The sequence below is a fragment of the Parablautia sp. Marseille-Q6255 genome, from assembly GCF_951230155.1.
In the GTDB taxonomy this organism is placed as follows: Bacteria; Bacillota; Clostridia; order Lachnospirales; family Lachnospiraceae; genus Choladousia.
Genome location: NZ_CATNVD010000003.1, coordinates 57,401 through 81,552, shown reverse-complemented (window position 1 = coordinate 81,552; position 24,152 = coordinate 57,401). Strand labels below are relative to the sequence as shown.

At 51.8% G+C, this 24,152-nt stretch carries 24 protein-coding genes; 21 read left to right on the top strand and 3 right to left on the bottom strand.

Going from position 1 to position 24,152, the window contains the following annotated elements:
• Nucleotides 1-3 precede the first annotated feature (3 nt).
• The 6 genes from cls to QOX44_RS03890 all read left to right on the top strand — a co-directional run bounded on the left by cls (nt 4) and on the right by QOX44_RS03890 (nt 7,535).
• On the top strand, nt 4-1,587 hold the full coding sequence (gene cls / locus QOX44_RS03915; protein ID WP_283681381.1) for a cardiolipin synthase: 1,584 nt from the start codon (nt 4-6) through the stop codon (nt 1,585-1,587).
• Between the two features lie 117 nt (nt 1,588-1,704).
• Entirely contained in the window at nt 1,705-2,385 is a 681-nt protein-coding gene (gene sdaAB / locus QOX44_RS03910) for an L-serine ammonia-lyase, iron-sulfur-dependent subunit beta (protein ID WP_283681380.1), read from the top strand.
• A gap of 2 nt (nt 2,386-2,387) precedes the next feature.
• Entirely contained in the window at nt 2,388-3,248 is an 861-nt protein-coding gene (gene sdaAA / locus QOX44_RS03905; RefSeq protein WP_283681379.1) for an L-serine ammonia-lyase, iron-sulfur-dependent, subunit alpha, read from the top strand.
• A complete protein-coding gene (locus QOX44_RS03900; protein WP_283681378.1) occupies nt 3,239-4,921 on the top strand; it encodes an acyl-CoA carboxylase subunit beta in 1,683 nt (560 codons plus the stop codon). Before sdaAA ends, QOX44_RS03900 begins: the two co-directional genes overlap by 10 nt.
• A 13-nt stretch (nt 4,922-4,934) precedes the next feature.
• Nucleotides 4,935-6,362: an MBOAT family O-acyltransferase gene (locus tag QOX44_RS03895; protein ID WP_283681377.1), complete on the top strand. Its 1,428-nt coding sequence runs from the start codon at nt 4,935-4,937 to the stop codon at nt 6,360-6,362.
• Nucleotides 6,363-6,401: 39 nt separating this feature from the next.
• Nucleotides 6,402-7,535 (top strand): hypothetical protein, encoded by a 1,134-nt coding sequence (locus tag QOX44_RS03890; RefSeq protein WP_283681376.1) that lies wholly within the window; start codon nt 6,402-6,404, stop codon nt 7,533-7,535.
• Nucleotides 7,536-7,629: 94 nt separating this feature from the next.
• On the opposite strand, the gene QOX44_RS03885 is transcribed toward QOX44_RS03890, so the two are convergent.
• Nucleotides 7,630-8,409 (bottom strand): adaptor protein MecA, encoded by a 780-nt coding sequence (locus QOX44_RS03885; RefSeq protein ID WP_283681375.1) that lies wholly within the window; start codon nt 8,407-8,409, stop codon nt 7,630-7,632.
• A 411-nt stretch (nt 8,410-8,820) separates the two neighbouring features.
• Here QOX44_RS03885 and QOX44_RS03880 point away from each other — a divergent pair, with 411 nt between their 5' ends.
• The 13 genes from QOX44_RS03880 to nspC all read left to right on the top strand — a co-directional run bounded on the left by QOX44_RS03880 (nt 8,821) and on the right by nspC (nt 22,208).
• Nucleotides 8,821-9,066: a hypothetical protein gene (locus tag QOX44_RS03880; RefSeq protein ID WP_283681374.1), complete on the top strand. Its 246-nt coding sequence runs from the start codon at nt 8,821-8,823 to the stop codon at nt 9,064-9,066.
• Nucleotides 9,067-9,222: 156 nt separating this feature from the next.
• The gene (locus QOX44_RS03875; RefSeq protein ID WP_283681373.1) at nt 9,223-10,950 is read left to right on the top strand and encodes a glycosyl hydrolase family 18 protein; all 1,728 of its coding nucleotides are present in this window, start codon (nt 9,223-9,225) and stop codon (nt 10,948-10,950) included.
• 209 nt (nt 10,951-11,159) lie between these two features.
• Nucleotides 11,160-12,131, top strand: a complete 972-nt coding sequence (locus QOX44_RS03870) for a 1-aminocyclopropane-1-carboxylate deaminase/D-cysteine desulfhydrase (protein WP_283681372.1) — start codon at nt 11,160-11,162, stop codon at nt 12,129-12,131.
• The gene (locus QOX44_RS03865; RefSeq protein ID WP_283681371.1) at nt 12,125-13,198 is read left to right on the top strand and encodes a glycosyltransferase family 2 protein; all 1,074 of its coding nucleotides are present in this window, start codon (nt 12,125-12,127) and stop codon (nt 13,196-13,198) included. Before QOX44_RS03870 ends, QOX44_RS03865 begins: the two co-directional genes overlap by 7 nt.
• Complete coding sequence (locus QOX44_RS03860) at nt 13,098-14,429, top strand: ATP-grasp domain-containing protein (protein ID WP_283681370.1); 1,332 nt, start codon at nt 13,098-13,100, stop codon at nt 14,427-14,429. Before QOX44_RS03865 ends, QOX44_RS03860 begins: the two co-directional genes overlap by 101 nt.
• On the top strand, nt 14,417-14,794 hold the full coding sequence (locus tag QOX44_RS03855; RefSeq protein ID WP_283681369.1) for an EamA-like transporter family protein: 378 nt from the start codon (nt 14,417-14,419) through the stop codon (nt 14,792-14,794). The genes QOX44_RS03860 and QOX44_RS03855 overlap by 13 nt, the downstream gene beginning before the upstream one ends.
• A gap of 20 nt (nt 14,795-14,814) precedes the next feature.
• Nucleotides 14,815-15,150, top strand: coding sequence for an EamA family transporter (locus QOX44_RS03850; RefSeq protein ID WP_283681368.1), 336 nt, complete (start codon nt 14,815-14,817; stop codon nt 15,148-15,150).
• Nucleotides 15,151-15,212: 62 nt separating this feature from the next.
• On the top strand, nt 15,213-16,115 hold the full coding sequence (locus QOX44_RS03845; RefSeq protein ID WP_442955377.1) for a polysaccharide deacetylase family protein: 903 nt from the start codon (nt 15,213-15,215) through the stop codon (nt 16,113-16,115).
• 404 nt (nt 16,116-16,519) lie between these two features.
• On the top strand, nt 16,520-17,974 hold the full coding sequence (locus QOX44_RS03840; protein ID WP_283681366.1) for an aminotransferase class I/II-fold pyridoxal phosphate-dependent enzyme: 1,455 nt from the start codon (nt 16,520-16,522) through the stop codon (nt 17,972-17,974).
• A gap of 16 nt (nt 17,975-17,990) precedes the next feature.
• Nucleotides 17,991-18,848 carry a polyamine aminopropyltransferase gene (gene speE, locus QOX44_RS03835; protein WP_283681365.1) on the top strand — a complete coding sequence of 286 codons (858 nt, stop codon included), beginning with the start codon at nt 17,991-17,993 and terminating at the stop codon, nt 18,846-18,848.
• Nucleotides 18,848-19,711, top strand: a complete 864-nt coding sequence (speB, locus tag QOX44_RS03830) for an agmatinase (RefSeq protein WP_283681604.1) — start codon at nt 18,848-18,850, stop codon at nt 19,709-19,711. The genes speE and speB overlap by 1 nt, the downstream gene beginning before the upstream one ends.
• A 17-nt stretch (nt 19,712-19,728) precedes the next feature.
• Nucleotides 19,729-20,988 (top strand): saccharopine dehydrogenase family protein, encoded by a 1,260-nt coding sequence (locus QOX44_RS03825; protein ID WP_283681364.1) that lies wholly within the window; start codon nt 19,729-19,731, stop codon nt 20,986-20,988.
• Entirely contained in the window at nt 20,988-22,208 is a 1,221-nt protein-coding gene (gene nspC, locus QOX44_RS03820; protein ID WP_283681362.1) for a carboxynorspermidine decarboxylase, read from the top strand. Before QOX44_RS03825 ends, nspC begins: the two co-directional genes overlap by 1 nt.
• Before the next feature lie 46 nt (nt 22,209-22,254).
• Here nspC and proC read toward each other — a convergent pair whose 3' ends face one another.
• Nucleotides 22,255-23,049: a pyrroline-5-carboxylate reductase gene (gene proC / locus QOX44_RS03815; protein ID WP_283681361.1), complete on the bottom strand. Its 795-nt coding sequence runs from the start codon at nt 23,047-23,049 to the stop codon at nt 22,255-22,257.
• A gap of 198 nt (nt 23,050-23,247) precedes the next feature.
• Between proC and QOX44_RS03810 the strand changes: the two genes are divergently transcribed.
• Together QOX44_RS03810 and QOX44_RS03805 are read left to right on the top strand one after the other, a co-directional pair.
• The gene (locus QOX44_RS03810) at nt 23,248-23,448 is read left to right on the top strand and encodes a helix-turn-helix transcriptional regulator (RefSeq protein WP_283681360.1); all 201 of its coding nucleotides are present in this window, start codon (nt 23,248-23,250) and stop codon (nt 23,446-23,448) included.
• Nucleotides 23,448-23,609 (top strand): hypothetical protein, encoded by a 162-nt coding sequence (locus QOX44_RS03805; protein WP_283681359.1) that lies wholly within the window; start codon nt 23,448-23,450, stop codon nt 23,607-23,609. Before QOX44_RS03810 ends, QOX44_RS03805 begins: the two co-directional genes overlap by 1 nt.
• A 65-nt stretch (nt 23,610-23,674) precedes the next feature.
• Here the strand turns inward: QOX44_RS03805 and QOX44_RS03800 are convergent, their stop codons facing one another.
• Nucleotides 23,675-24,118 carry a helix-turn-helix domain-containing protein gene (locus QOX44_RS03800; RefSeq protein WP_283681358.1) on the bottom strand — a complete coding sequence of 148 codons (444 nt, stop codon included), beginning with the start codon at nt 24,116-24,118 and terminating at the stop codon, nt 23,675-23,677.
• Between the last annotated feature and the right edge of the window lie 34 nt (nt 24,119-24,152).

Below are 24,152 nucleotides of genomic sequence, written 5' to 3'. Positions count from 1 at the left end.
GATATGGATGTTCAGCTTCAGGCATTAAAGGATGCCTCGATCCGAAAAGGCAAACGGGGGATCATGCGGGTCGTGTTCGGCCGCACCGGGATACTTCTCGGTCTTTTACTGCTCCAGCTTCTGCTTCTGTTTGTCATCATCCGGTTTCTGGCGCAGTATGTGTATGTGTTTTTTGGAGGACAGATCGTATTCGGGATACTGATGCTTGTGATCATTGTGAACCGACAGGAAAATCCGGTGTTCCAGCTTACGTGGACTGCCCTGGTGCTGCTCTTTCCTGTATTTGGAGGACTTTTATATCTGTATGTCGAGATGCAGCCCGGGACCCGTGTGCTTGCGGGAAGGATCCGGGAGATCGACGAGCGCACGGCGCAGCTGCTCTCGCAGGATCCGGCGACTGTGCATGCCCTGCAGCAGACGGGCAGGCGGACGGCGCAGCTGATCAAATATGTCTGGAAGAATGACGGATACCCGGTCTATCAGAATACACAGGTCCGGTATTTTAGAAGCGGCGAGGAGAAATTTGAGCAGCTTCTGCAGGAGCTGGCCGCTGCGCAGCGGTTTATTTTTCTGGAATATTTTATTATTTCCGAAGGGTATATGTGGGACAGCGTTTTTGAGATCCTCAAAGCAAAGGTGCAGGAGGGGGTTGAGGTGCGCGTGCTGTATGACGGTATGAATGAGCTGTATAATCTGCCGTCTGACTTTTCGTCCCGGCTAAAAAGTGCAGGGATCCGGTGCAGAGCGTTTTCTCCGGTGTATCCGGTGATATCGACACATTATAATAACAGAGATCACCGCAAGATCGCCGTGATAGACGGGCATACGGCATTTACAGGCGGGGTGAATCTGGCAGATGAATACATCAACCGCAGAGAGCGCTTCGGACACTGGAAGGATGCGGCGATCATGCTGCGCGGAGAGGCGGTCAGAAGCTTTACGGTTATGTTTTTGCGGATGTGGAACATTTATGATAAGCTGGAGAATTTTTCTGTATATCTGAAGACCGGAGATGTGTCCGTTCCTGCGCAGGAGAGCCGCGGCTTTGTGATGCCCTACGCCGCCAACCCGTTTGGGAAGGAGAAGACAGCAGAGCGCATCTATATTGATATTCTGAACAGCGCCAGTCAGTACGTGCATATCATGACGCCGTATCTTGTGCCGGGGCATGAGATGATGCAGGCGCTTGTCTATGCAGCGCAGCGCGGCGTTGATGTAAAGCTCATTCTTCCGCATATTCCGGATAAAAAGTATGCGTTTGCACTGGCACATTCCTATTATAAGAAGCTGATCTGCGCAGGCGTACAGATTTATGAGTATACTCCGGGATTTATCCATTCCAAGGTATTTGTAAGTGATAATAAGAGAGCGGTCGTCGGGGCGATCAATCTGGACTACCGCAGCCTGTATCTCAATTTTGAGTGTGCAGTATTTTTGTATGGCGTGCCGCAGATCTGTGATATTGAAGCAGATTTTCGCGCGACCCTGCCCAAATGTCAGCTTATGACCATGTTTGATGTGCGGCATGACAGATGGACAAGAAAGCTTGCCGGGATGTTTTTAAAGATTATGGCGCCTTTGATGTAGGATGCGGGAAATTTGATTTTGGAAAGAAGACGTATTGTTTTTTTGGCGGATTTCTGTTATAAATGGAAAAGGATTTTATGAAGCAGCACCGCAGTATGCGGATGAAAGGAACAGGTTATGTCATTTATCAGTGCATTTCATGTGCTCGGACCGGAGATGATCGGTCCATCGAGCTCTCATACAGCAGGAGCGTGTTCGATCGCGCTTCTGGCGCAGCAGATGGCGGACGGCCCTGTTGTGGAGGTAGAATTCATCCTTTACAATTCCTTTGCGCAGACCTATCACGGACATGGAACGGATCTGGCCCTGCTGGGAGGCGTGATGGGCTTTGCCCCGGATGACAGGAGGATCCCGTCTGCATTTTCTATCGCAGGGGAGCGGGGGATCTCTTATCGGTTTATTGAGGCGGGGGAGGATCCGGATATTCACCCCAATACCGTAGATATCCGGATCACCTGTGCAGGCGGGCGCTCTTATACGGTGCGCGGAGAGTCTCTTGGCGGCGGAAAGATGAGGATCAGCAGGATCAATCACATTGACGTGGATTTTTCCGGCGAGTACAGTACTCTGATCATTATCCATTATGACCGGCCGGGCGTGATCGCGCATATTACGCGGTGCCTGAGCGAGAAAAATGTGAATATTGCTTTTATGAAGCTGTTCCGGGAGAAAAAAGGGGACATTGCATACAGCATTATTGAGTTTGACGGCTCCCTGCCGGAGGATACGAAGGAGCAGATCCTTCAAAATGATAACGTGCAGGATGTTACCTTTATCCCGATCCAAAGGAGAGTATAGCTATGGATTTTAAGAATGCAAAGGAGCTTCTGGAGCTGTGCGCGGCGCAGGATGCTCCGATCTCCTCAGTCATGAAGATGCGCGAGTGTGCGCTGGGAGAGACAACGCAGGAAGCTATTTACGCGCAGATGGCGCATGCGCTCTGGGTCATGCGCGAATCTGTGACTGCTCCGGTCGAAGCGCCGAAGCGTTCGATCGGAGGACTGATCGGGGGAGAGGCGCAGAAGGTCTGCCGTCACCGCACAGAGGGAAAGGCAATTTGCGGCAGCGTACTCTCACGGGCAATCTCCTACGCTATGGCAGTGCTGGAGACGAATACAACAATGGGCCTGATCGTCGCGGCTCCGACAGCAGGGTCCTCGGGGGTGATACCGGGACTTCTGCTTGCTTTGCAGGAAGAATACGGGCTGGATGATGCGCAGATCATTGATGCGCTCTTTAATGCAAGTGCGGTCGGCTATCTCGCCATGCGCAACGCGACGGTCTCAGGCGCGGTCGGCGGCTGTCAGGCAGAGGTGGGCGTGGCAGGCGCGATGGCGGCTTCCGCTGCGGTGGAGCTTATGGGAGGCACGCCGCAGCAATGTCTGGATGCGGCGACCTTTGTACTGATGAATTTTCTCGGTCTGGTCTGCGACCCGATCGGGGGGCTTGTCGAGTGTCCGTGTCAGGGAAGGAATGCGGCCGGTGTGACTGTGGCGCTTACGGGGGCAGAGCTTGCTTTAAGCGGCGTGACACAGCTGATCCCGTTTGATGAGATGCTCCAGACCATGTACCAGGTGGGACGCCAGATCCCTCCAAGTCTGAGAGAGACTGCGCTCAGCGGCTGTGCCGCTGCGCCTGCGGCAAAGAGACTGTGTCAGTAATAAAGAACAAAAAACAGCATGCAGACCGGGGCGCCTGTGGAAAACAGCAGGGATATGCGGCAGGTCTGGTGGAAAACAGAGGTGAAAAAACGATGTGGTCGGATCGGATCGAACAGACAAGGCAGATGCGCCGGGAGCATCTGGCAGGCGGAGGCGGAGAGCGCGTCCGCAAACAGCATGAAAAAGGAAAGATGACGGCAATGGAGCGTATCGGGTATCTGCTTGATCAGGGATCGTTCCATCCGGTCGACAGCTTTTTTGAGACAAGGCAGGACAGCGCTTCTTTGCTGCAGGGAAAGACGTATCTCGGAGACGGTGTGATCACCGGATGGGGGACGATAGACGGACGGCGCGTGTGCGTGGCCGCTGAGGACTTTACTGTGATCGGCGGAACACTGGGAGAGATCCATGCGCAGAAGATCTGCAATATCCAGGATATGGCGCTGGAAATGAAGATACCGCTGATCCTGTTAAATGACAGCGGCGGAGCCCGTATTGAGGAAGGGATCCTTTCTCTGAGCGGCTATGGCGGAATGTTCCGGCGCCATGTACAGGCGTCCGGCGTGATCCCTCAGATCGCAGCGATCCTGGGACCGTGCTCCGGCGGCGCGAGCTATTCCCCGGCGCTGTGCGATTTTGTCTTTATGGTAGAGGGATTAAGCAAGATGTGCCTGACGGGGCCGGCGGTCGTAGAGTCGGTGCTCGGGCAGAAGGCGACGCTGGATGAGCTTGGCGGTACGCAGGTACATGGATGCAAAAGCGGTGTCGCACATATGGTATGTGCGGATGAGAAGGCGTGCCTTGACCGCATCCGGGCTCTTCTTGCCTATCTGCCGTCAAACAGCAGCCGGGAAGCAGCACAGGAGCTCATTTCCAGGTGGAGCGCGTCATACGGGGAGAGGGTGTCTTCCAGAGGATTTTCTGAAAAGCCGTTTGAGAGCATCGTTCCGGACAATCCGCGCCGGGCGTATGATGTACACGAGGTGATCACAAATATCCTGCAAAATGACAGCTTCTATGAGATACAGGAGACGTTCGCGATGAACGCGGTGACTGGCTTCGGCGTTTTTGACGGACGTGTGCTGGGTATCGTGGCAAATCAGCCGGCGTATCTGGGAGGAGCGATTGACTGCAATGCTGCGGACAAGATCGCGCGCTTTATCCGTACCTGCGACTGCTTTGGGATACCGCTTCTGACGCTTGTGGATGTGCCGGCGTTCTTTCCGGGGGTGCAGCAGGAGCAAAGCGGTATCATACGTCATGGCGCGAAGATCCTGTATGCGTATGCAGAGGCGACTGTCCCGAAGGTCACGCTGATCATGAGAAAGGCGTACGGCGGCGCTTTTATTGCCATGAACTGCAAGATGATGAGCGCGGATGCGGTGTACGCATGGCCGATCGCGGAGATCGCAGTCATGGGGGCAGACGGAGCGGTACAGATCATCAGCCGGCGTCAGATCGCACAGGCAGCGGATCCGCAGCAGGAGTACGAGCGGCAGAAAGCACAGTATGAGGAGAAATTTTCCAACCCGTTTCTCGCGGCGAAAAAGGGATATGTCGATGAGATCATCCTTCCGGAGGAGACGGTCGGGAGATTAAAAGAGACATTCCGGCTGCTGCGGACGAAGGAAGCGCAGCCTTATATGAAGAAACACGGCAATATACCATTATAAAAACGGAGGATTTATGATATTTTCAACATACCAGTTTATTTTTGCATTTCTGCCGGTCACGTTTTTTGTCTATTTTCTGCTGAACCGGTTTCGCTATTATTCTATTGCAAAGATCTGGCTCGTATTGGCTTCCCTCTATTTTTACGGACAGGGAAGTCCTGATTTCTTTCCATTCTTTCTTGGAAGTGTGATCGGAAACTATGTAGTCGGCTCCTGCCTGACCCGGATGGATGGAGAACAGAGGATGCAGAAGAAGCTCCTGCTCTTTCTTGGCATCATGGGCAATGTAGGGTTGCTTGGCTACTATAAATATACAGATTTCTTTATTGAAAACTATAATCTGCTGACCGGAAGTGATTATGCCCTCAAGCATATTGTGCTGCCGATCGGTATTTCCTTCTTTACGTTCCAGCTGATCGCTTTTCTGGTGGATTCCTATCGTGGGGAGACAAAGCAGTATGATGTGATCAACTATCTGCTTTTTATCACCTTCTTCCCGCAGCTTATTGTCGGTCCGATCATCCATCATGCAGAGGTCGTGCCGCAGTTTGAGGATGAGAAGAATCTGAAGCTTAATTTTGATAATATCGCGGCGGGACTGTTTCTGTTTTCTATCGGCTGTGCCAAGAAGATCCTTCTGGCAGACCCGCTGACAACGGATGCGCAGGCTTTCTTCGGGAATATCACGGACTCGCTTCCCATGCTGGAATCCTGGTATCATTCGATCGAATATACGGTTTCGTATTATTTTGACCTGTCCGGCTATGCGGACATGGCGATCGGACTGGGACTGATGTTTAACATTGCGATCCCGCACAACTTTGACTCTCCGTACAAGGCGCGCAACTTCCAGGATTACTGGAAGCGCTGGCATATGACGCTGTCGCGGTTTTTGTCGGCTTATATTTTCCGTTCCGTGTACCGCAAGGGCGATAAGTGGCGCAATTATTATATTGCTACCATGGTTACCTTTTTCGTATCAGGCTTCTGGCACGGCGCAGGCTGGACCTTTGTAGTCTGGGGAATCGTCAATGGCGTGTTTGTGTGTATGGCTGCGTGGATGCGTCGGAAAAATCTGAAATTCCCGTTCCCGATCGCGTTTTTCCTGACGGCAGTTGGTGTAGTCGGCGTACGTGTCCTGTTCGTATCCACGACCTTTACGGATGCCTGGAATGTCTACCGCGGCATGGTCAATGTCGGCTCGCTGGGCGGCAGCGTATATGAGATCGCACAGCACGTATGGGGCTTTGTAAAAGGAAACGCGCAGTGCACCATCCTGCTTGCGGCAGGTCTGTTTATCTGCTGGTTCCTGCCGAACTCGCGTCAGATGATGGAGCGGTTCAAACCGGGATGGAAGAGTGCGGTATATGCAGCGGTGCTGCTTTTACTGTGTATCATGCAGATGAACCAGGTGGTACAGTTCCTGTATTTCCAGTTCTAAGGTAAGTATCGAGTGGTCAATGTGCAGACAGGAGGCTATATGAAGAAGAGTAAGCAATGGATCGCGCTGTTTCTGGCGCTGGTATCCGCAGGGATCGCAGCGTTTATGACAGTTAATTTCTTTGTCGATCCGACCGGGTATTTTGCAGTAGAGCGCGGCGCTGATGAGATTGATGCGAACGGCTACACGCGCGCGGCAAAGAGTAAATATATGAAGAAACATGCAGGGGAATACGATGCGGTGGTCCTTGGGGGATCAAAGGCGGGCGTCCTTGACACAGAGCTTCTGTCCGAATACACTGGCAGAAATTATTATAATTTTTATGTGGCGTACGGCTGTTTTGCAGATTTCCTGACGTATGCGCAGTACCTGATCGATGTGGCGGGGATCGAGGAGATCACGCTGCATTTAAGCAGTATTGAGGTACAGAAATATTCGCGTGCAGATACGAATGAGGTGTATGAGGTGCCTGCGGTCGTAGAAGGCGGCGCATGGAATACACTCCTGGAAAATCTCAATTATCTTTGCAGGAATATCACTTCCTCGATCGATTATCTGACACAGGGGAATACGCAGCAGGAGCGCGGTATGGACGCACTGTCGACCGGAGAGCGCAATTATTCTTATCCGTACAGTCTGATGGAGCAGGATCCGGACGGATATGTGCAGGAATATGTGCTGCCGCGCTACGAAAAGAATCTGAAAAAGCTGTTTGATGAGGAGGCTCCGTCCATGCCTGCGCTCAAGAAGAACGTAAAGGCGATGCGAGAACTCAAGGCGCTGTGTGAGGAACGGGGTGTGACGCTTAAAGTTGTGATCGGACCGACCTTCCTCGGCGAGATGTATAAGTTTGAGAGCCCGGAATATTATGAGTATCTGCGCCAGCTCGTGCAGATCACAGATATCTGGGATTTCAGCGGATTTACGCAGGAAAACAGAAATCCATACAATTTCGTCAATGAGGGGCATTATAACAATGCAGTAGCCGACCTGATCGTTGATACGATGTACGGGAAAGGCACAAAAGACGGCTTCGGCGTTCTGCTGACCAGGGATACGATTGATGAGTATCTGGCAGAACGTGCGCAGGCATATGAAGAGCTGAAAGAAGAGTATGAACAAACCGGAAACGTAGGGCTGTTCGGACCGGATTCGGGCAGTCTCGTGAAATGAGACAGATCCTGTGAAGGGAAACAGATAAAAAAAGAGTACTGCAGGTATGATTTCCGGCAAATAGCCGGTATACCTGACAGTACTCTTTTTGGGTTTACTGAAGCTTTTGCAGATCCTCGAGGGCATGCTCCCGCAGGATAGTCTCCATGTGCTCGGAAAAATGCGCCTCCATAGCAGGGTGAAATCTGCAGGTCTGACCGTATTCAGAGAGAACGTTGCAGATCTTGTTGAACTGCTGGGCTGAGTTTTTCGCTTTTTTGACAAGCAGATAATACTCGCCGTTTTCCGGATCCTTGTAAAGTGAGCTTGGACTGGTGCACATCGTGCCAAGGACGCCTGCGGCACGGATCGCGTGATCGAGTGAGCGGAACATATAGAACCGTGTCAGACGGCGAAGCTCTTCATCCTCATGCTCTGGTGGAACGTCTTCCTTTTGTTCAGCTGTCTGCTTTTTTTGTGCAGGCTCGGAGGATGCTGCCTGCTTTTTGGCTTCTGTGATCTTTTTGATCAGACCGAGAATATCATCAGCGCCCTCGATGCGGTCCTTCAGATCAGAGAAGGAGACGCCATTTTCTGCGTCCGGATCTTCCGGGGAAAAACGGGAAAATCTCGTATCCAGCTCCTCCGGATCATCCACCTTGGTAATGATCAGTATGATCGAATCCATAGAAAGCGGAATCGCTTCTATAACAAGCGGTGTGTTGTCCGCTTCAAATCCAAAATCCTGTGCAGCTACCTGCATCATATCCTGAAACAGCGCCTTCGCTTTATCGGAGCCGTATGCAAGCTCGGCGAGCTTGATCTCCCTGTTTGCGAGATCTTCTCTTGTCAGAGTACAGCGAATCTGTTTGTCACTGATTTTTTCAATCTTCATTTCATCACATCCTTACCCAATAATCACTACTATATTATTATATACGCAGACGTGCAAAGAGTAAAGTGGATATAAAATGTAAAAACCACTTGCAAAATATACACATATTATATATAATAAATAACAGAAAGGTTATGTGGAGTTTTGAAAGAAAGGAGGAAAATAAAACTGCTGTGCTTCCCCACAGAGACGACGCCCATATACCCTTTCCGCACTTCTTTTACGCATTATAATCAATTTCTATTTTATACGCAAGTTAATATTTTATGAACACATACCGCACCGTATCGGATATTCCGGTATACGGGAAGCGTATTCTTTCGGGCATATCGGGAGCAGGAAATCATTATAATATATCACAGAGTTTTACAGAGCATCTCCATCGTCCGCGCGGTGTGAAAAAGGAGAAGAGTGGACAGACTGAAACAACAAAAAAGAAAGAAAAAGGGTGCAGGCTCTCTGATGCGGGAGCTGCAGGATTATGAAAGGCAGGGTACGCAGCTGTATCTGGACGAGCGGCCAAGTGCAGCGGGAGAGATCGCGAACGCGTGTCTGCTTGCAGAGCCCTCCGGGTACATGAGAGACTTTATCAGTGATGAGAAGGACCGCATCACAGAGATCCATTTTATCAGGATTCCGGAGCAGAAAAAATACTAAAAGAAAGGAAAGCAGCCGTAGCAGCGGTATTCCCCTTATTTTACTGTTGGCATGTTTCTTATTTTTTTATAAAAATGACTCCGAAAATAATGACGATTTCTGAAATAAATGTTAAACTGTCCGCAGAGAGTTACCATGAAAAGGGGAGGTACAGCGATGAATAAAAGAAGAAGGCAGTATCGGGTGCTTGCCGGGCTGATAGCGGGCATCGGCGTGATCGCGATACTGGCAGTCTGCATCATAAAGTTTATGCCCACCAGAGAACGGATCGCTCCAGAGGAGTATTTCGGGCTTACCGGGACGGGCGAGGCGGCGAATGCACTCGGAGGCACCGAGGCGGCAGTCGTTGTGGAGGATCATCTGGCACAGGAACGTGCGGTCATTATAGACGGAAGCGCATACGTGGATTACACACTGGTACAGCGCGACCTGAACTCACGCTTTCACTGGGACGCATCGGCAGGACTTTTGCTGTTCACGACGCCGGACCAGATATTTGAGATCTCACCGGACGGGACCTCCTACACCGTAGATGGACAGAGCTTCGATGCAGGCTATGAGATCCTGAAGACATCTCCTTCGGGGATGTTTCTGTCTGTGAACTTTATGCAGCAGTATTCGGATCTGAAGTTTGAAGTATTCGATGCGCCGTCCCGCGTGGTCGTGACGCGCGGCAGTACAGAACGAACCGTGGCGACGGTACAGAAGGACAGCGCCGTGCGCAGACTTGGCGGTATCAAGAGTCCGATCATCACAGATGTGACAGAGGGCACCCAGGTGCGTGTACTCGACCAGATGGAGGAGTGGTCCCAGATCATGACGGCGGACGGCTATATCGGTTATATCAAGAACAGCCGCCTTTCTGATACGGAGACGGTCATGACGGAAACCTTCTATCAGGGACCGGAATATACGAGCATGTCGCTCGGGGAGCGGGTGAATCTCGTATGGCATCAGATCAATTATCCGGAGATGAACGCTGATCTGAAAAAGGATATTTCCGGGATGTCAGGAGTCAATGTGATCTCTCCGACCTGGTATTATTTAAGCGACAACGAAGGGGGCGTGCTCTCATATGCAGATGCTTCCTATGTAAAGCGGGCGCATAAAAAAGGGCTCCAGGTATGGGCGCTCATCAGCAATTTCAGTGAGGATGTCAGCACTACGGCGCTTCTGGCTTCCCGTACTGCGCGCCAGAACGTACAGAACTATCTGATCAGTCAGGCGCTGGAGCTGGGCTTTGACGGTATCAATATTGATTTTGAGGGGATCGCGCAGGAGGCGGGCTATGATTACGTACAGTTTTTGCGTGAGCTGTCGATCCTGTGCCGGAAGAACCAGATCATACTTTCTGTGGATGTGCCGGTGCCGATGGATTTCTCAAAGCATTACAACCGCGCAGAGCTTGGCGCAGTGTGTGATTATGTGATCATGATGGGATACGATGAGCATTATGCCGGATCTGAGGTGGCAGGAAGCGTGGCGTCTATGGACTTTGAGATCACAGGCATTGAGAATATGCTTGGTGAGGTCCCCAAGGAGAAGCTGGTAAGTGCGATCCCATTTTACTCCAGGATCTGGTATACAAAGACGTTGGAGGATGGCTCGACGGAAGTGACGAGCGAGGCAGTATCAATGGAGTATGCCGAGCAGGTAGTGGCGGAGCAGGGCGCCGAGAAGGTCTACGATGCAAGCACGGGACAGCAGTATGCCGAGTGGACGGATCAGGAGGGAAGGCTTTGCCAGATCTGGCTGGAGGATGAGGATTCTGTCCGGGCGAGGGCAGCGCTCATAAAACAGTATGATCTCGCAGGTATTGCAGCGTGGGTACTTGGCAATGAAAAGGACAGCGTGTGGGCGGTCATCAGTGAGGAGATCAGCTGACGGCGGGCTGGCAGAAGGCTTTCGCAGGATGAAATAAAATAAGAAGCAGGTGAATTACCGCGGATGGTGTCGGCGCCGATACTGTCCGCGGTATCCTTTTGTAAATTGGCTTTTGTAAACTTCCTTGCGCATTTACTTGCGCACAGGGGGAAAATACTCTATAATATTCGGGTAGATATTTGTTAAATAAATCGCAAAGGAGCTCGGACATGGCGACGCAGATTCAGCGGATACGATACGAAAATGACAGAGAAAATGAGCTTTATATGATGCGGGATGATCTGCTTCCATTTTCCATGGGCGGAAATAAGGTGCGGATCGCGCAGGCATTTTTTGAGGATATGCAGCAGAAGGGCTGTGACTCTATGATCATATACGGGAGTCGGCACTCCAATCTCTGCCGGGTACTTTCTAATCTCTGCTTTTCCAGAGGGGTGGAGTGTACCATGATCTGTTCCCATGAAGAGCAGGAGGATGGCGCTGCGACGAATAATACACACCTGATCGACTGGACGCGCACGCGAATCGTACATTGCGAAAAGACGGCGATCGCGGACAGCGTGGAGCGTGTGATGGAGGAACTTTGCGCCAGGGGCAGGCGGCCCTATTATATTTATGGAGACAAGTACGGATGCGGGAATGAAGGGACGGCCGCTTCGGCGTATGCGAAGGCCTATTCCGAGATCCTGCAGTTTGAGCGGGAATGCGGCAGACCATTTGATTACATCTTCTGTCCTTCCGGCACCGGGGCGACGCAAAGCGGCCTGATCTGCGGGCATCTTCTGGCGCAGGATAAGAAGAAGATCATCGGCATTATGATCTCGTCACGCGAGACGGACAGGGCGTTTTCGGTGATCGCAGGAGGTATCCGCGACTATTTTGCGAAGCTCGGGCAGCCCCTTCCGGAGCAGTTTGAGAAGGAGATCCTTTTGCTGGATGGATACCGGGCCGGAGGATACGGGGTGTATGACGATGCGATCCGGTCGTGTATCCGTACAGAATATATAGAAAATGGTATTCCGCTCGATCCTGTTTATACAGGAAAGGCGTTCTGGGGAATGAAGGAATACATCAGGGAACAGAAGATCACAGGCAGCAGGATCCTTTTCCTGCATACGGGGGGAGCGCCGCTGTTTTATGATTTTCTGGCAAAAGAGGGAGCAGGGGAGCTGGAATGTTAGTTTCAATCGTAATACCATGCTATTATTCAGAAAAGACGATCCGCAGGGTCGTTGAGATGGTAATGGAAGAATTTGATAAAAATGAGGGCTATGAGTGTGAGTTTGTCCTGGTCAACGACGGATCAAAGGACGGTACTTATGCCCAGATCTGCGGGCTTGGCCGGCAGTATCCGAATGTCTGCGGCGTCAATCTGATGCGCAACTTCGGGCAGCATAATGCTCTGATGGCAGCGCTGCAGTATACGAAAGGAGAGCTTGTGCTCGGCATGGACGATGATATGCAGACGCATCCGTCGCAGATCTTTAAGCTTGTGCACAAGATCGAGGAGGGCTATGACGTCGTATACGGCGTATATCCGGTGAGGAAAAATTCTGCTCTCAAAAATCTTACCAGCAAGATCAATGAGGTGAGCTCACGGATCATGCTGAACCGCCCAAAGGATATTGTCTCGAGCAATTTCTGGATCATCACGCGGGCGGTCCGCGATGAGGTGATCAAATACGAGAGCTATAATCCATATATTGACGGTATCTTTTACCGTGTGACACATAATATCGGAAATGTTCCGGTCGAGCATCATAAGAGGGAGGTCGGCACATCGGGCTATACCTTCCGCAAGCTGTTCAATCTGTGGCTGGCATACTGGAATTTTTCGGTGATCCCGCTGCGCGTATCCTTTTTCCTTGGGATCTTTTCTGCAATGGCGGGCGTGATCATTTCCATACTGGTCGTGCTCAACAAGATCCTGTACCCGGATATCCCGGTGGGATGGTCTTCTACGCTGTGCACGATGGTATTTCTGTTCGGGCTGGTGCTGATGGTGCTTGGCATTGTGGGAGAATATCTGGGAAAGATCATTATGATACTGAACAATACGCCGCAGTATATTGTGCGGGAGACGGTAAACGCAGGAGATGGAACGCTTCACGGGATGGTCAGAGAGGTCATGCGCGCGGAGGCGGCATGTGCGAAGGAGCAGACGGGCGGCGCGCCGGATGGCGCACAGCCGGATCATGCGCGGGATGGCGCCGGGGCGCAGCCTGCACAGGAGAGTACCGGATTGTGAGGAACCGGGGGAAAGGTATATGAAGAAAATAATCATACTGGGTGCCAGTATCTATCAGGTGCCTCTGATCCAGACAGCGAAGCGTATGGGACTCTATACGATCGTTGCAAGCATTCCGGGAGAGTATCCCGGATTTGCGCTGGCAGATAAGGCATATTATATTAATACGACAGACAAAGAAGCGATCCTGGCAATGGCACAGGAGGAGCAGATAGACGGGATCTGTACGACCGGGACAGACGTAGCTGTCTCGACGATCGGATACGTCTGTGAACGCATGGGGCTTACCGGACTTTCCGAGGAGGCGGCGGTGCGGGCGACGGACAAGGCGCAGATGAAGCAGGCCTTTGAACGCGGTCATGTATCGGCGGCGGCGTACTGCCAGGCATACTCCCTTGAGGAGGCGTACCAGGCGGCGCGCCGGATCGGCTATCCGGTTGTCGTCAAGCGGGTCGACAGCTCCGGCAGCCGTGGCATCACGATCGTAAAGCGGGAGGATCAGCTGGAGGCGGCATACCGGACAGCGCTGGAGCGTTCCGGGAAGCCGTACGTGCTTGTAGAGGAACGGCTTGGCGGGACCGAGATCGGTGTGGACGGTATTGTGCAAAATGGCAGGCTTGTATTTCTGGCGCCGCATGAAAAGTTTGTCTACCGCAGCAAAACGGTCACGATCCCTGCCGGACACGGCTTTCCTTACCGGGGAGATGAAAAAGTACAGCAGGAGATCCTCAGGCAGATGGAGCGCGCGGTAGCGGCGCTCGGCCTGGATAACTGCTCCATCAATGCCGACGTATTTGTGGATAATGACCGGGTATCCGTCATCGAGATCGGAGGGCGGACCGGCGCGACCTGTATCCCGGAGCTGATCTCCATGTATTATGGATTTGATTTTTATGAAAAGATCCTGGAAAATGCAATGGGCATACCGCTTGACTTTTCTCCGGAAAAAGAGGGCGTTCCGTGTATGGCGAAGCTTCTGATGAGCCCTGTGAACGGGACGATCACCGCGATTGATGAGAGGCGGCTGGCGCGGATACGGGAACAGGGGATTGTGGCAGAGCTTGACTTTCCGGTCGGTCATGCCGTTGAGGCGATGGAGAACGGTACGACACGGATCGGTCACGTGGTCGCTGCAGCAGACAGCGTAGAAGAGCTTGACAAGATCGTCGGACAGGTCTACCGCTGTATCTGTGTAGACGGCAGCACACTGGAGGAATTATGGAAAGACTGAAGGATTATCTGTTTTTACATCTGAGTGTGATGATGTTTTCATTTACAAGCGTTTTTTCCAAGTTTGCTTCGCGGGAATTTAACGCAGGAGGCCTGAAAAATCCGAGGCTGTATCTGTTTGTATTTCTGATGTTTTTTGTCTGCTTTTTGTATGCGTTCTGCTGGCAGAAGATCATCAAAAAGTTTGACCTGAATATCGGCTTTGCGAACCGCAGCGTGTATCTGCTGTGGAGTCAGCTCTGGGCGGTGACGATCTTCGGAGAACATCTGACCGTGCGCAATGTCATCGGGCTGTTTATCGTGCTGGCGGGCGTCATTGTGGTATCACTGAGTGCAGGGAAGGACGAAAACGCAGGGAATGCATAGCTTAGGAGGAAGGATGAACCATGTGGCCATATCTGTTATTGATGTTTGCAGCGACATTTTTTACAGCAGTTTCTCAGGTGCTGCTCAAACGGAGCGCGCAGGAAGAACACAAAAGCTGGATCTATGAATATCTGAACTGGCGGGTGATCGTTGCATATGGGATCGCGTTTTCCGTACTGCTTCTGAACACGTATGCCTATACAAAGGTCGACATGAAGTACGGCGCAGTTATTGATACGTTCAGCTACGTATTTGTGATGATATTGTCCTACGTGATCCTCAAAGAGCGGTTTACAAAGGGGCAGCTGATCGGCAATCTGATCATCATCACGGGAGTCATGGTATATACTCTGTAGTGGACGCATATGCTTTGGTAAGGATTTGCATACCGGAGCGACAGATGATTCAGAAGATCAAGATCAAAAATCTGAGGTTTAAACAGAAAAAAAGAGTATTTCGGGTATCTGCGGTGATAGGATTGCTTATCGCCGCATTTTTTGCAGGCAGATCTGCTGCGGTGCTGCGGTACGGAAGCGTCCCGGCGTCTGTGGGGCATGATCTGCAGCAGGAGCTGCCATCTGACCCCGCGTCCGGCAAAAATACAGCGGACGGCATACTCACAAACAGCGCGGAGGGCAACTGGGGCCTAAGCTTTCAGGAGGAGGGAAAGCCCCCTGTCGCAAATGCGACCCGGGAAGAGCTCGCGCCCTACGGAGCGTGGTATGCGCAGGATACGCAGGAAAAAGTGATCTATCTTACCTTTGACTGCGGATATGAAAATGGAAACACGCCGGCGATTCTTGCGGCGCTGAAAAAACATCAGGCCCCGGCGACCTTTTTTGCAGTAGGCAATTTTATCGCGGATAATCCGGAGCTGATCCGGCAGATGCTCGCGGAGGGGCATACGGTTGGCAACCATACCATGCACCACCCGGATATGTCCAGAATCGCAGAAATGACTGCGTTTGAAAAGGAGATCAGGGACCTGGAACAGATATTTAAGGAGACGACCGGGCAGGAGATTTCAAAGTACTACCGTCCGCCGCAGGGGAAATACAGTCAGGCAAACCTTAAAATGGCACAGCAGCTGGGATATCAGACCTTTTTCTGGAGCCTTGCCTATGTAGACTGGTATGAGGATAAGCAGCCGACGAAGGAGGAAGCGTTTGATAAGCTGCTGGGACGTATCCACCCGGGAGCAGTTGTCCTTTTGCATAATACATCTGCGACGAACGGGGCGATCCTCGATGAGCTTCTGACGAAATGGGAGGAGATGGGATACCGGTTCGGGACACTGAAAGACTTGACAGAGGCGGGATGATTATGGTAAAATTTATCCGATTTTGAAAGGATAGATTGAGAAAGAGTCTTTTCAAACTTATTGATGGAGTTAAAAGCTCAAATTTTATAAGTTGATTACTTTATAATCAAAATGTGCTTTGGCGCATACTTGTGAAACGGTCAATAAGAGTAGTAAAAGTATCCTTACTATATAGACTCTGTTCATTCCGTCTTAGTTGAATGTTATTTATCGCTTTTTGTTTTCAGCCGGATCAGCAGATCGGGTGAGGGAAAGGCGTACTTATCATAAAACGATCAGCGCAGGTTTGTGTGGGAGCACAGCCTGCGTTTTTTGCAGTATCAGGAAAGTTCTCACTTTCCTGTACCGCAAAATCAAGATGCGCACGGATGCAAAAGAAAAAAGAGGAGGTTGGAGAGTTGAATATGTACCGAACACATCTTGACCAGAACCGTGCCCCGATCTATGAGGCGCTGGAGACATTCCGGCGGATGCGCGTGGTCCCCTTTGACGTGCCGGGGCACAAGCATGGACGCGGAAATCCGGAACTGACTGCTTTTCTGGGGCAGCAGTGTGTGGGGGTCGATGTAAACAGTATGAAGCCGCTGGACAATCTGTGCCATCCCGTCTCCGTGATCCGGGAGGCCGAGGAGCTCGCAGCGGATGCTTTTGGAGCAGCAAATGCCTTCCTGATGGTAGGAGGAACGACCAGCTCTGTACAGAGTATGGTGCTGACGGCCTGCAAGCGGGGAGATGAGATCATCCTGCCGCGCAACGTACACAGAAGTGTGATCAATGCTCTGGTCTTGTGCGGAGCAGTGCCGGTGTACGTCAATCCTGAGGTGGATCAGCATCTGGGGATCTCACTGGGTATGCAAAGAGAGCAGGTGGCAAAGGCGATCGCGGAGCACCCGAAGGCGGTGGCAGTGCTGGTCAATAATCCGACTTATTACGGGATTTGCAGCGATCTGCGCGCGATCGTACGGATGGCGCATGATGCCGGTATGCTCTGCCTGGCAGATGAGGCGCACGGGACCCATTTTTATTTTGGCGGCGGGCTTCCGGTCTCGGCCATGGCAGCGGGGGCGGATATGGCGGCTGTCTCCATGCATAAGAGCGGCGGCAGCCTGACACAGTCGAGTCTGCTTTTGACAGGACCGAAGGTCCACGCCGGCTATGTCAGACAGATCATCAATCTGACGCAGACGACGTCGGGCAGCTATCTGCTGATGTCAAGTCTTGATATCAGCCGCCGCAATCTGGCGCTTCGCGGACGCGAGGTGTTCCACAAGGTGGCTGATATGGCGGAATATGCGCGTCAGGAGATCAACGCGGTAGGCGGTTATTATGCGTTTGGCCGCGAGCTTTTAAATGGAAATTCTATTTTCGATTTTGATACGACGAAGCTGAGTGTGCATACGCTGGATATCGGTCTGGCAGGCATTGAGGTCTATGATATTTTGCGGGATGAGTATGATATCCAGATTGAGTTCGGAGATATCGGAAACATCCTGGCATATCTTTCTATGGGGGACCGCGCTCAAGAGCTGGAGCGTCTGGTAAGTGCGCTGGCAGAGATCAAGCGCCGGTATCAGAAGGACGGAACCGGACTGCTGGATCAGGAGTATGTGGAGCCGGAGGTTGTCACGAGTCCGCAGGAGGCATTTTACGCAGAGAAGATCAGCCTTCCGCTCGAGGAGAGCAAGGGGCGCGTGTGCAGTGAATTTGTGATGTGCTACCCGCCGGGGATCCCGCTTCTGGCGCCGGGAGAGCGGATCACGGATGAGATCCTGGAGCATATCCGCTATTCGAAGGAAAAGGGCTGCAGCATGACTGGATCGGAAGACCCGGATCTGCTGCGGATCAATGTGTTAGCATAAGAGGAGGAGTTACGCTATGGAAATGTGGTTCAGTGAGTTTCATACGCCGGATGTGAAGCACAGTATCCGCGTCACGCGCCATCTTTACTCAAAAAAGAGCGATTATCAGCAGATTGATATCTTTGAGACGCCGGAGTTCGGGCGAGTGCTGACGCTGGATGGAAATGTGATGCTGACAGAGCGGGATGAGTTTATCTATGACGAGATGATCACGCATGTGCCAATGGCAGTCCACCCGGGGATCCGCGATATCCTGGTGATCGGAGCCGGAGACGGCGGCGTAGTGCGGGAGCTGACGCGGTACGACCGTGTGCGCCGGATCGATCTGGTCGAGATGGATCCGCAGGTTGTGGAAGCGTGCCGGACGTATCTGCCGAGCAATGCCTGCCGGATGGATGACCGCAGGGTACATATTTATTTTGAAAATGCGCTGAAATTTATCCGTCGGTGCGAAGCAGCCTATGATCTGATCATTGTGGATTCGACTGATCCCTTCGGACCGTCAGAGGGACTGTTTACAAGAGAATTTTATGGGAACTGCTACAATGCGCTGCGGGAGGACGGCATCATGGTCAACCAGCAGGGAAGTCCGTTTTATGCAGAGGATGCGGGAGCGATGCAGCGAAGCCATAAGCGGATCGTGAGTACCTTCCCGATCAGCCGCGTCTATCAGGCACATATCCCAACGTATGCGGCAGGCTACTGGCTGTTTGGCTTTGCGAGCAAGAAATACCACCCGATCGATGATCTGAATGTGGAAGAATGGCAGTCGCTCAACCTGCATACGCGGTATTATACGACCAGATTGCATAAGGGGGCGTTCTATCTCCCGGCGTTTCTGGAGGAGATGCTCGAAGAGGTGGAGGAGAGATGATGCTGGGACCGAATATAGAGAATTTTATCGGATGTGACAGTACCTATGAGGATGCGCAGATCGTTTTGTACGGAGCGCCGTTTGACTCTACGACAAGCTTTCGCCCGGGAGCGCGGTTTGGCCCGTCGGCAATGCGCCATGAGAGCTTTGGACTGGAGACGTACAGCCCATATCAGGACAAGGATCTGACGGACTGCCGCATATTTGACAGTGGGGATATGGAGCTTTGCTTTGGCAGCGCCGAGGCCGCACTGTCGGATATCGAAGCGCGGGCGGAGCGTATCTGCAGTGACGGGAAGTTTCCGCTGCTGCTTGGCGGCGAGCACCTGGTGACGCTTGGAGCGGTACGTGCAGTGTGGAAGAAATATCCGGATCTTCAGATCATACACTTTGACGCCCATGCAGATCTTCGGGACGATTATCTGGGGGCAGGGCTCAGTCATGCCTGTGTTCTGAGGCGCTGCCACGATCTGCTGGGAGACGGGCGGATCCATCAGTTTTGTATCCGCAGCGGAGACCGGGAGGAGTTTTGTTTTGCAAAGGAGCATACGCACATGCATCCGTTTGGATTTGAAGGACTGCGGGAGACAGTGGCGGCGCTTCGGGAACAGAAGGTTCCGGTCTATTTTACGATTGATCTGGATTGCCTCGATCCGTCTGTATTTCCGGGGACAGGCACGTCGGAGGCAGGTGGTGTGAGCTTTCTGGAGCTTCTTGACGCGATCCGCACGGTATGTACGGCTGATGTGGTCGCAGCGGATGTCAATGAGCTGGCGCCAATGCTCGATGCAAGCGGCGTATCTACCGCGACTGCATGCAAGGTGCTGCGGGAGCTTTTGCTGGCGCTGCATATAAAAAAATAATCAAAAGGAGACGAAAGATGAGCAGAGTTCTTGTTATCGGATGCGGCGGCGTTGCGTCTGTCGCTATCCACAAATGTTGTCAGGTAAGCGAGGTATTTACAGAGCTGTGTATTGCAAGCCGCACAAAGTCAAAATGTGATAAGCTGGCGGAGGAGCTGTCCTCCAGGACACAGACAAAGATCACGACTGCGCAGGTAGATGCAGATGATGTGCAGCAGGTGATCGATCTGATCCGGTCATATCAGCCGGATCTTGTGATGAATATCGCCCTGCCGTATCAGGATCTGACGATCATGGACGCGTGCCTTGCCTGTGGGGTGAACTATATGGACACGGCTAATTATGAGCCGGAGGATACAGAGGATCCGAAGTGGCGCAAGATTTATGAGAAGCGCTGCAAGGAAGCTGGATTTTCTGCGTACTTTGATTACAGCTGGCAGTGGGCGTACCGCAAGAAGTTTGAGGAGGCAGGACTGACCGCGCTGCTTGGCTGCGGGTTTGATCCGGGCGTGACACAGGCGTACTGCGCTTATGCAAAGAAGCATGAGTTTGATACGATTGATACGATCGACATTCTGGACTGCAATGGCGGAGACCACGGATATGCATTTGCGACAAACTTTAACCCGGAAGTAAATTTAAGAGAAGTATCCGCTCCGGGAAGCTATTGGGAGGATGGACACTGGGTAGAGATCCCGCCGATGAGCATTAAGAGAGAGTATGAGTTTGACCAGGTGGGACACAAGGATATGTATCTGCTCCACCATGAGGAGATCGAGAGTCTGGCGCTCAATATCCCGGAGGTACAGCGTATCCGTTTCTTTATGACCTTTGGACAGAGCTACCTCGATCATATGCGCTGTCTGGAAAATGTGGGGATGCTCTCTACGACGCCGGTTGAATTTGAGGGACAGCAGATTGTTCCAATCAAGTTTTTGAAGGCGCTTCTGCCGGATCCGGCAAGTCTGGGGCCGCGCACAAAGGGAAAAACAAACATTGGCTGCATCTTCACAGGGAAAAAGGACGGACAGGAGAAAACGTACTATATTTATAATGTATGCGATCATCAGGAGTGCTACCGCGAGGTGGGCAGCCAGGCGATCAGCTATACGACAGGCGTGCCTGCGATGTGCGGCGCTCTGATGCTGCTGACCGGAAAGTGGAACAAGCCGGGCGTCTATACAGTAGAAGAGTTTGATCCGGATCCGTTCCTTGACGCACTGGATAAATATGGTCTTCCGAGAAGCGAAAGCCACGATCCGGTGCTGGTAGACTGATGGGGGGCTGTGACGCAGGGGATTCCCGACCGCCCTTTCGGGGACTTGCCGGGCGGGATATCCGAAGCTTATTTGCAGAGCTGCCTACACCGTGCTACATCCTCGATGAAGAGATGCTCCGTCATAATGGAGAGATCCTCTCCGGCGTAGCGAGGCGTACGGGATGCCGGATCCTGCTGGCGCAGAAGGCATTTTCCAATTATGATCTGTATCCGGTCCTTGCGCCATATCTGGCGGGGACGGAGGCAAGCGGTCTGTATGAGGCGCGGCTTGGAGCAGAGGAAATGAGCGGAAAAGAGGTCCACGTATTTTGCGCAGCGTATAAAGACAGTGAGTTTGAGGAGCTTTTGCGCTATGCAGATCATATTGTATTTAACTCGCCGCGTCAGCTGGAAAAGTTTGGACGGCGGGCGAAACAGGCTGGAAAAAGTGTAGGTCTGCGGATCAATCCGGAGTGTTCTACCCAGGAGGGGCATGCGATCTACGATCCCTGCGCTGCGGGGAGCCGTATGGGGACGACGCGGGCGCAGTGGGATGAAAAAATGAGCCCGGATCTGATCGGGCTGCTCGACGGACTTCATTTTCATACACTGTGCGAGCAGGACGCGGATGCGCTGGAGGTCACGCTGCATGCGGTAGAGGAACGTTTTGGCGATATACTTTCCACAATGAAATGGCTGAATTTTGGCGGCGGTCATCATATCACGAGGCCGGGATACGATATAGAACGGCTGGAGCGCTGTATCCAAAAAGCACAGCAGATGTGGGGCGTGCAGGTATATCTGGAGCCGGGGGAGGCGTGCGCGCTTCATGCAGGCTACCTTGCTTCCCGTGTACTGGATGTGCTCCAAAACGGCGGCACGAGGATCGCGATACTGGATGCAAGCGCAGCCTGCCATATGCCGGACGTGCTGGAAATGCCGTACCGTCCGCCGCTGTATGGGGCAGGAGAGCCGGAAGAAAAACCGTCTGTATTTCGACTGGGCGGTCCGACCTGTCTCGCAGGCGATGTGATCGGGGATTACAGCTTTGATGCGCCGCTTGAGGAGGGCGATCTGCTCCTTTTCGGCGATATGGCTATTTACAGTACCTGCAAAAATAATACCTTTAACGGCATGCCGCTGCCGGGGATTTTTGTACTGCATGGAGACGGAAGCACAGAATGTCTGAAAAGCTTTGGGTATGAGGATTTTAAGGAGCGGCTTGGGAGGACAAAATGAGTGTCCGGGATTTTGCCGTATAAGAAACAAAACAGGAGATGCGCGGTCAGCGCATCTCCTTCGTTTTGTCACTGCATGCCTTCATTCCGGCGAGCACTGCATTTCGGAAGCCTTCTCTTTCAAGAGCAGCGACAGCTTCGATCGTTGTCCCTGCCGGCGAGCATACCATGTCCTTGAGATCGCCCGGATGGCGGCCGGTCTCAAGCACCATCTTTGCACTGCCAAGGACCGCCTGCGCGGCGAGCCGGTACGCCTGTGTACGCGGGATGCCGTCCCGCACCGCGCCGTCGGCAAGCGCTTCAATAAACATAAAAACATATGCCGGGGAACTGCCGCTGACGGCGGGGACTGCATCGATCAGCCGCTCCGGCATGATTTCTGTCGTTCCGCAGGCTTCAAACAGTGCGCAGACTTCTTTTAATTCTTCGTCTGTCACAGATCCGGCAGGGCAGACTGCCGTCACACCCTCGCCGACCATTGCCGGAGTGTTCGGCATGGTACGGATTAGTTTTATGCTCTTGCCGAACCATCCGGTGATCGTGTCGATCGATTTTCCGGGAGCAATGGAGACGATCAGCTGTGTTTCCGTTATAATGTCGCGGATCCCGCGGATCACCTGCTCATAAAACTGCGGTTTTACTGCAAGGATGACAATATCCGCCTGTGCTGCAAGGCAGTTGTCTGTTGTTGTATGAATATGATACGTTTCTTTGACACGGTCAAGTGTTGTCTGATGGAGCGCGGAGGCGATAATCTCGTCAGGGCGCAGCAGTCCCTTCTTTAAAACGCCGCCCAGGATCGCTGTCGCCATATTTCCACATCCGATAAAACCAAGTCTCAAAATAGACACATCCCTTCTGTAGTGAAATTTGCTGTGATACACATTTATTTTAGTATAGCGGTAATTGCTGCGCCTTGCAAGAGCAGGGGACACAGTTATAAAAAAATGGAAAGTATACTTGACATTTGAGGGGATCTATGGTACCTTGAAAACAGGAATGGAAAGTAAACTTTCCGTAGTATGTGAAAGGAGGTTACCTTGAAAAATCGTTTGGAAGAGCTGCGCAAGCAGAGGGGAATCAGACAGGAGGAGCTGGCATCGGCTCTTGAAGTATCCCGGCAGACAATAGGATCTTTGGAAAATGGGCGTTATAATCCGTCGATTGTATTAGCCTTTAAAATTGCGAGATATTTTGATATGAGCATCGAGGAAATATTTATTTATGAGGAGGAAGGATAATGAAGAAAAAATTACCGCTTGTTCTTGAAATCATATTGGGCATTATTCTGGTATGTGCTGGCTATTTTATTATGGATACTGATTATTATTCCACGCTCTTTTTTGCAATGGGGTTTGGCCTGGTTTTTGCCGCAAACGGTTCTCGGTATCGTTTTCTATAAGCATTTTGAGAAGCGATATTGACTGGCTGCCAGAGATTGCCTGGCTGCCGGTCAATAAGCACAAATCATATATCTTTCCGGTTTTCCAGATACTGCACAATGGTTTTGTCGTGCCGGTTTTTCAGATACGCTCCGGTAAAAAACAGCACGATGCCGATCAGACCGATCAGCAGCTGTTTTTCGGATGGAGCGGAAAAAAGACAGGAGATCAGAAGACCTGTTCCTGTTCCGGTGAGCATGTCGATGACAGAATTCCGGCGTTTTATATGTGCGATAAATGAACGCTCGCGGTCGATTGCTTTGATCATATCGGTATCCTCCTTTAATAACTGGTCGAGTGAAATGCTGAATATATTGCTCATATCCACAAGGATTTGCAGATCGGGATAACTTTTTTCATTTTCCCAGTTTGAAATGGTCTGCCGTGTTACATGGAACAGTTCGGCAAACTCTGCCTGGGTCATGTTTCGTTTCTGTCGCAGCTCTAAAATCTGTTTTCCAATACTCATTTTCTGATTCCCCCTGTGTGTGCTGTGTATCTGT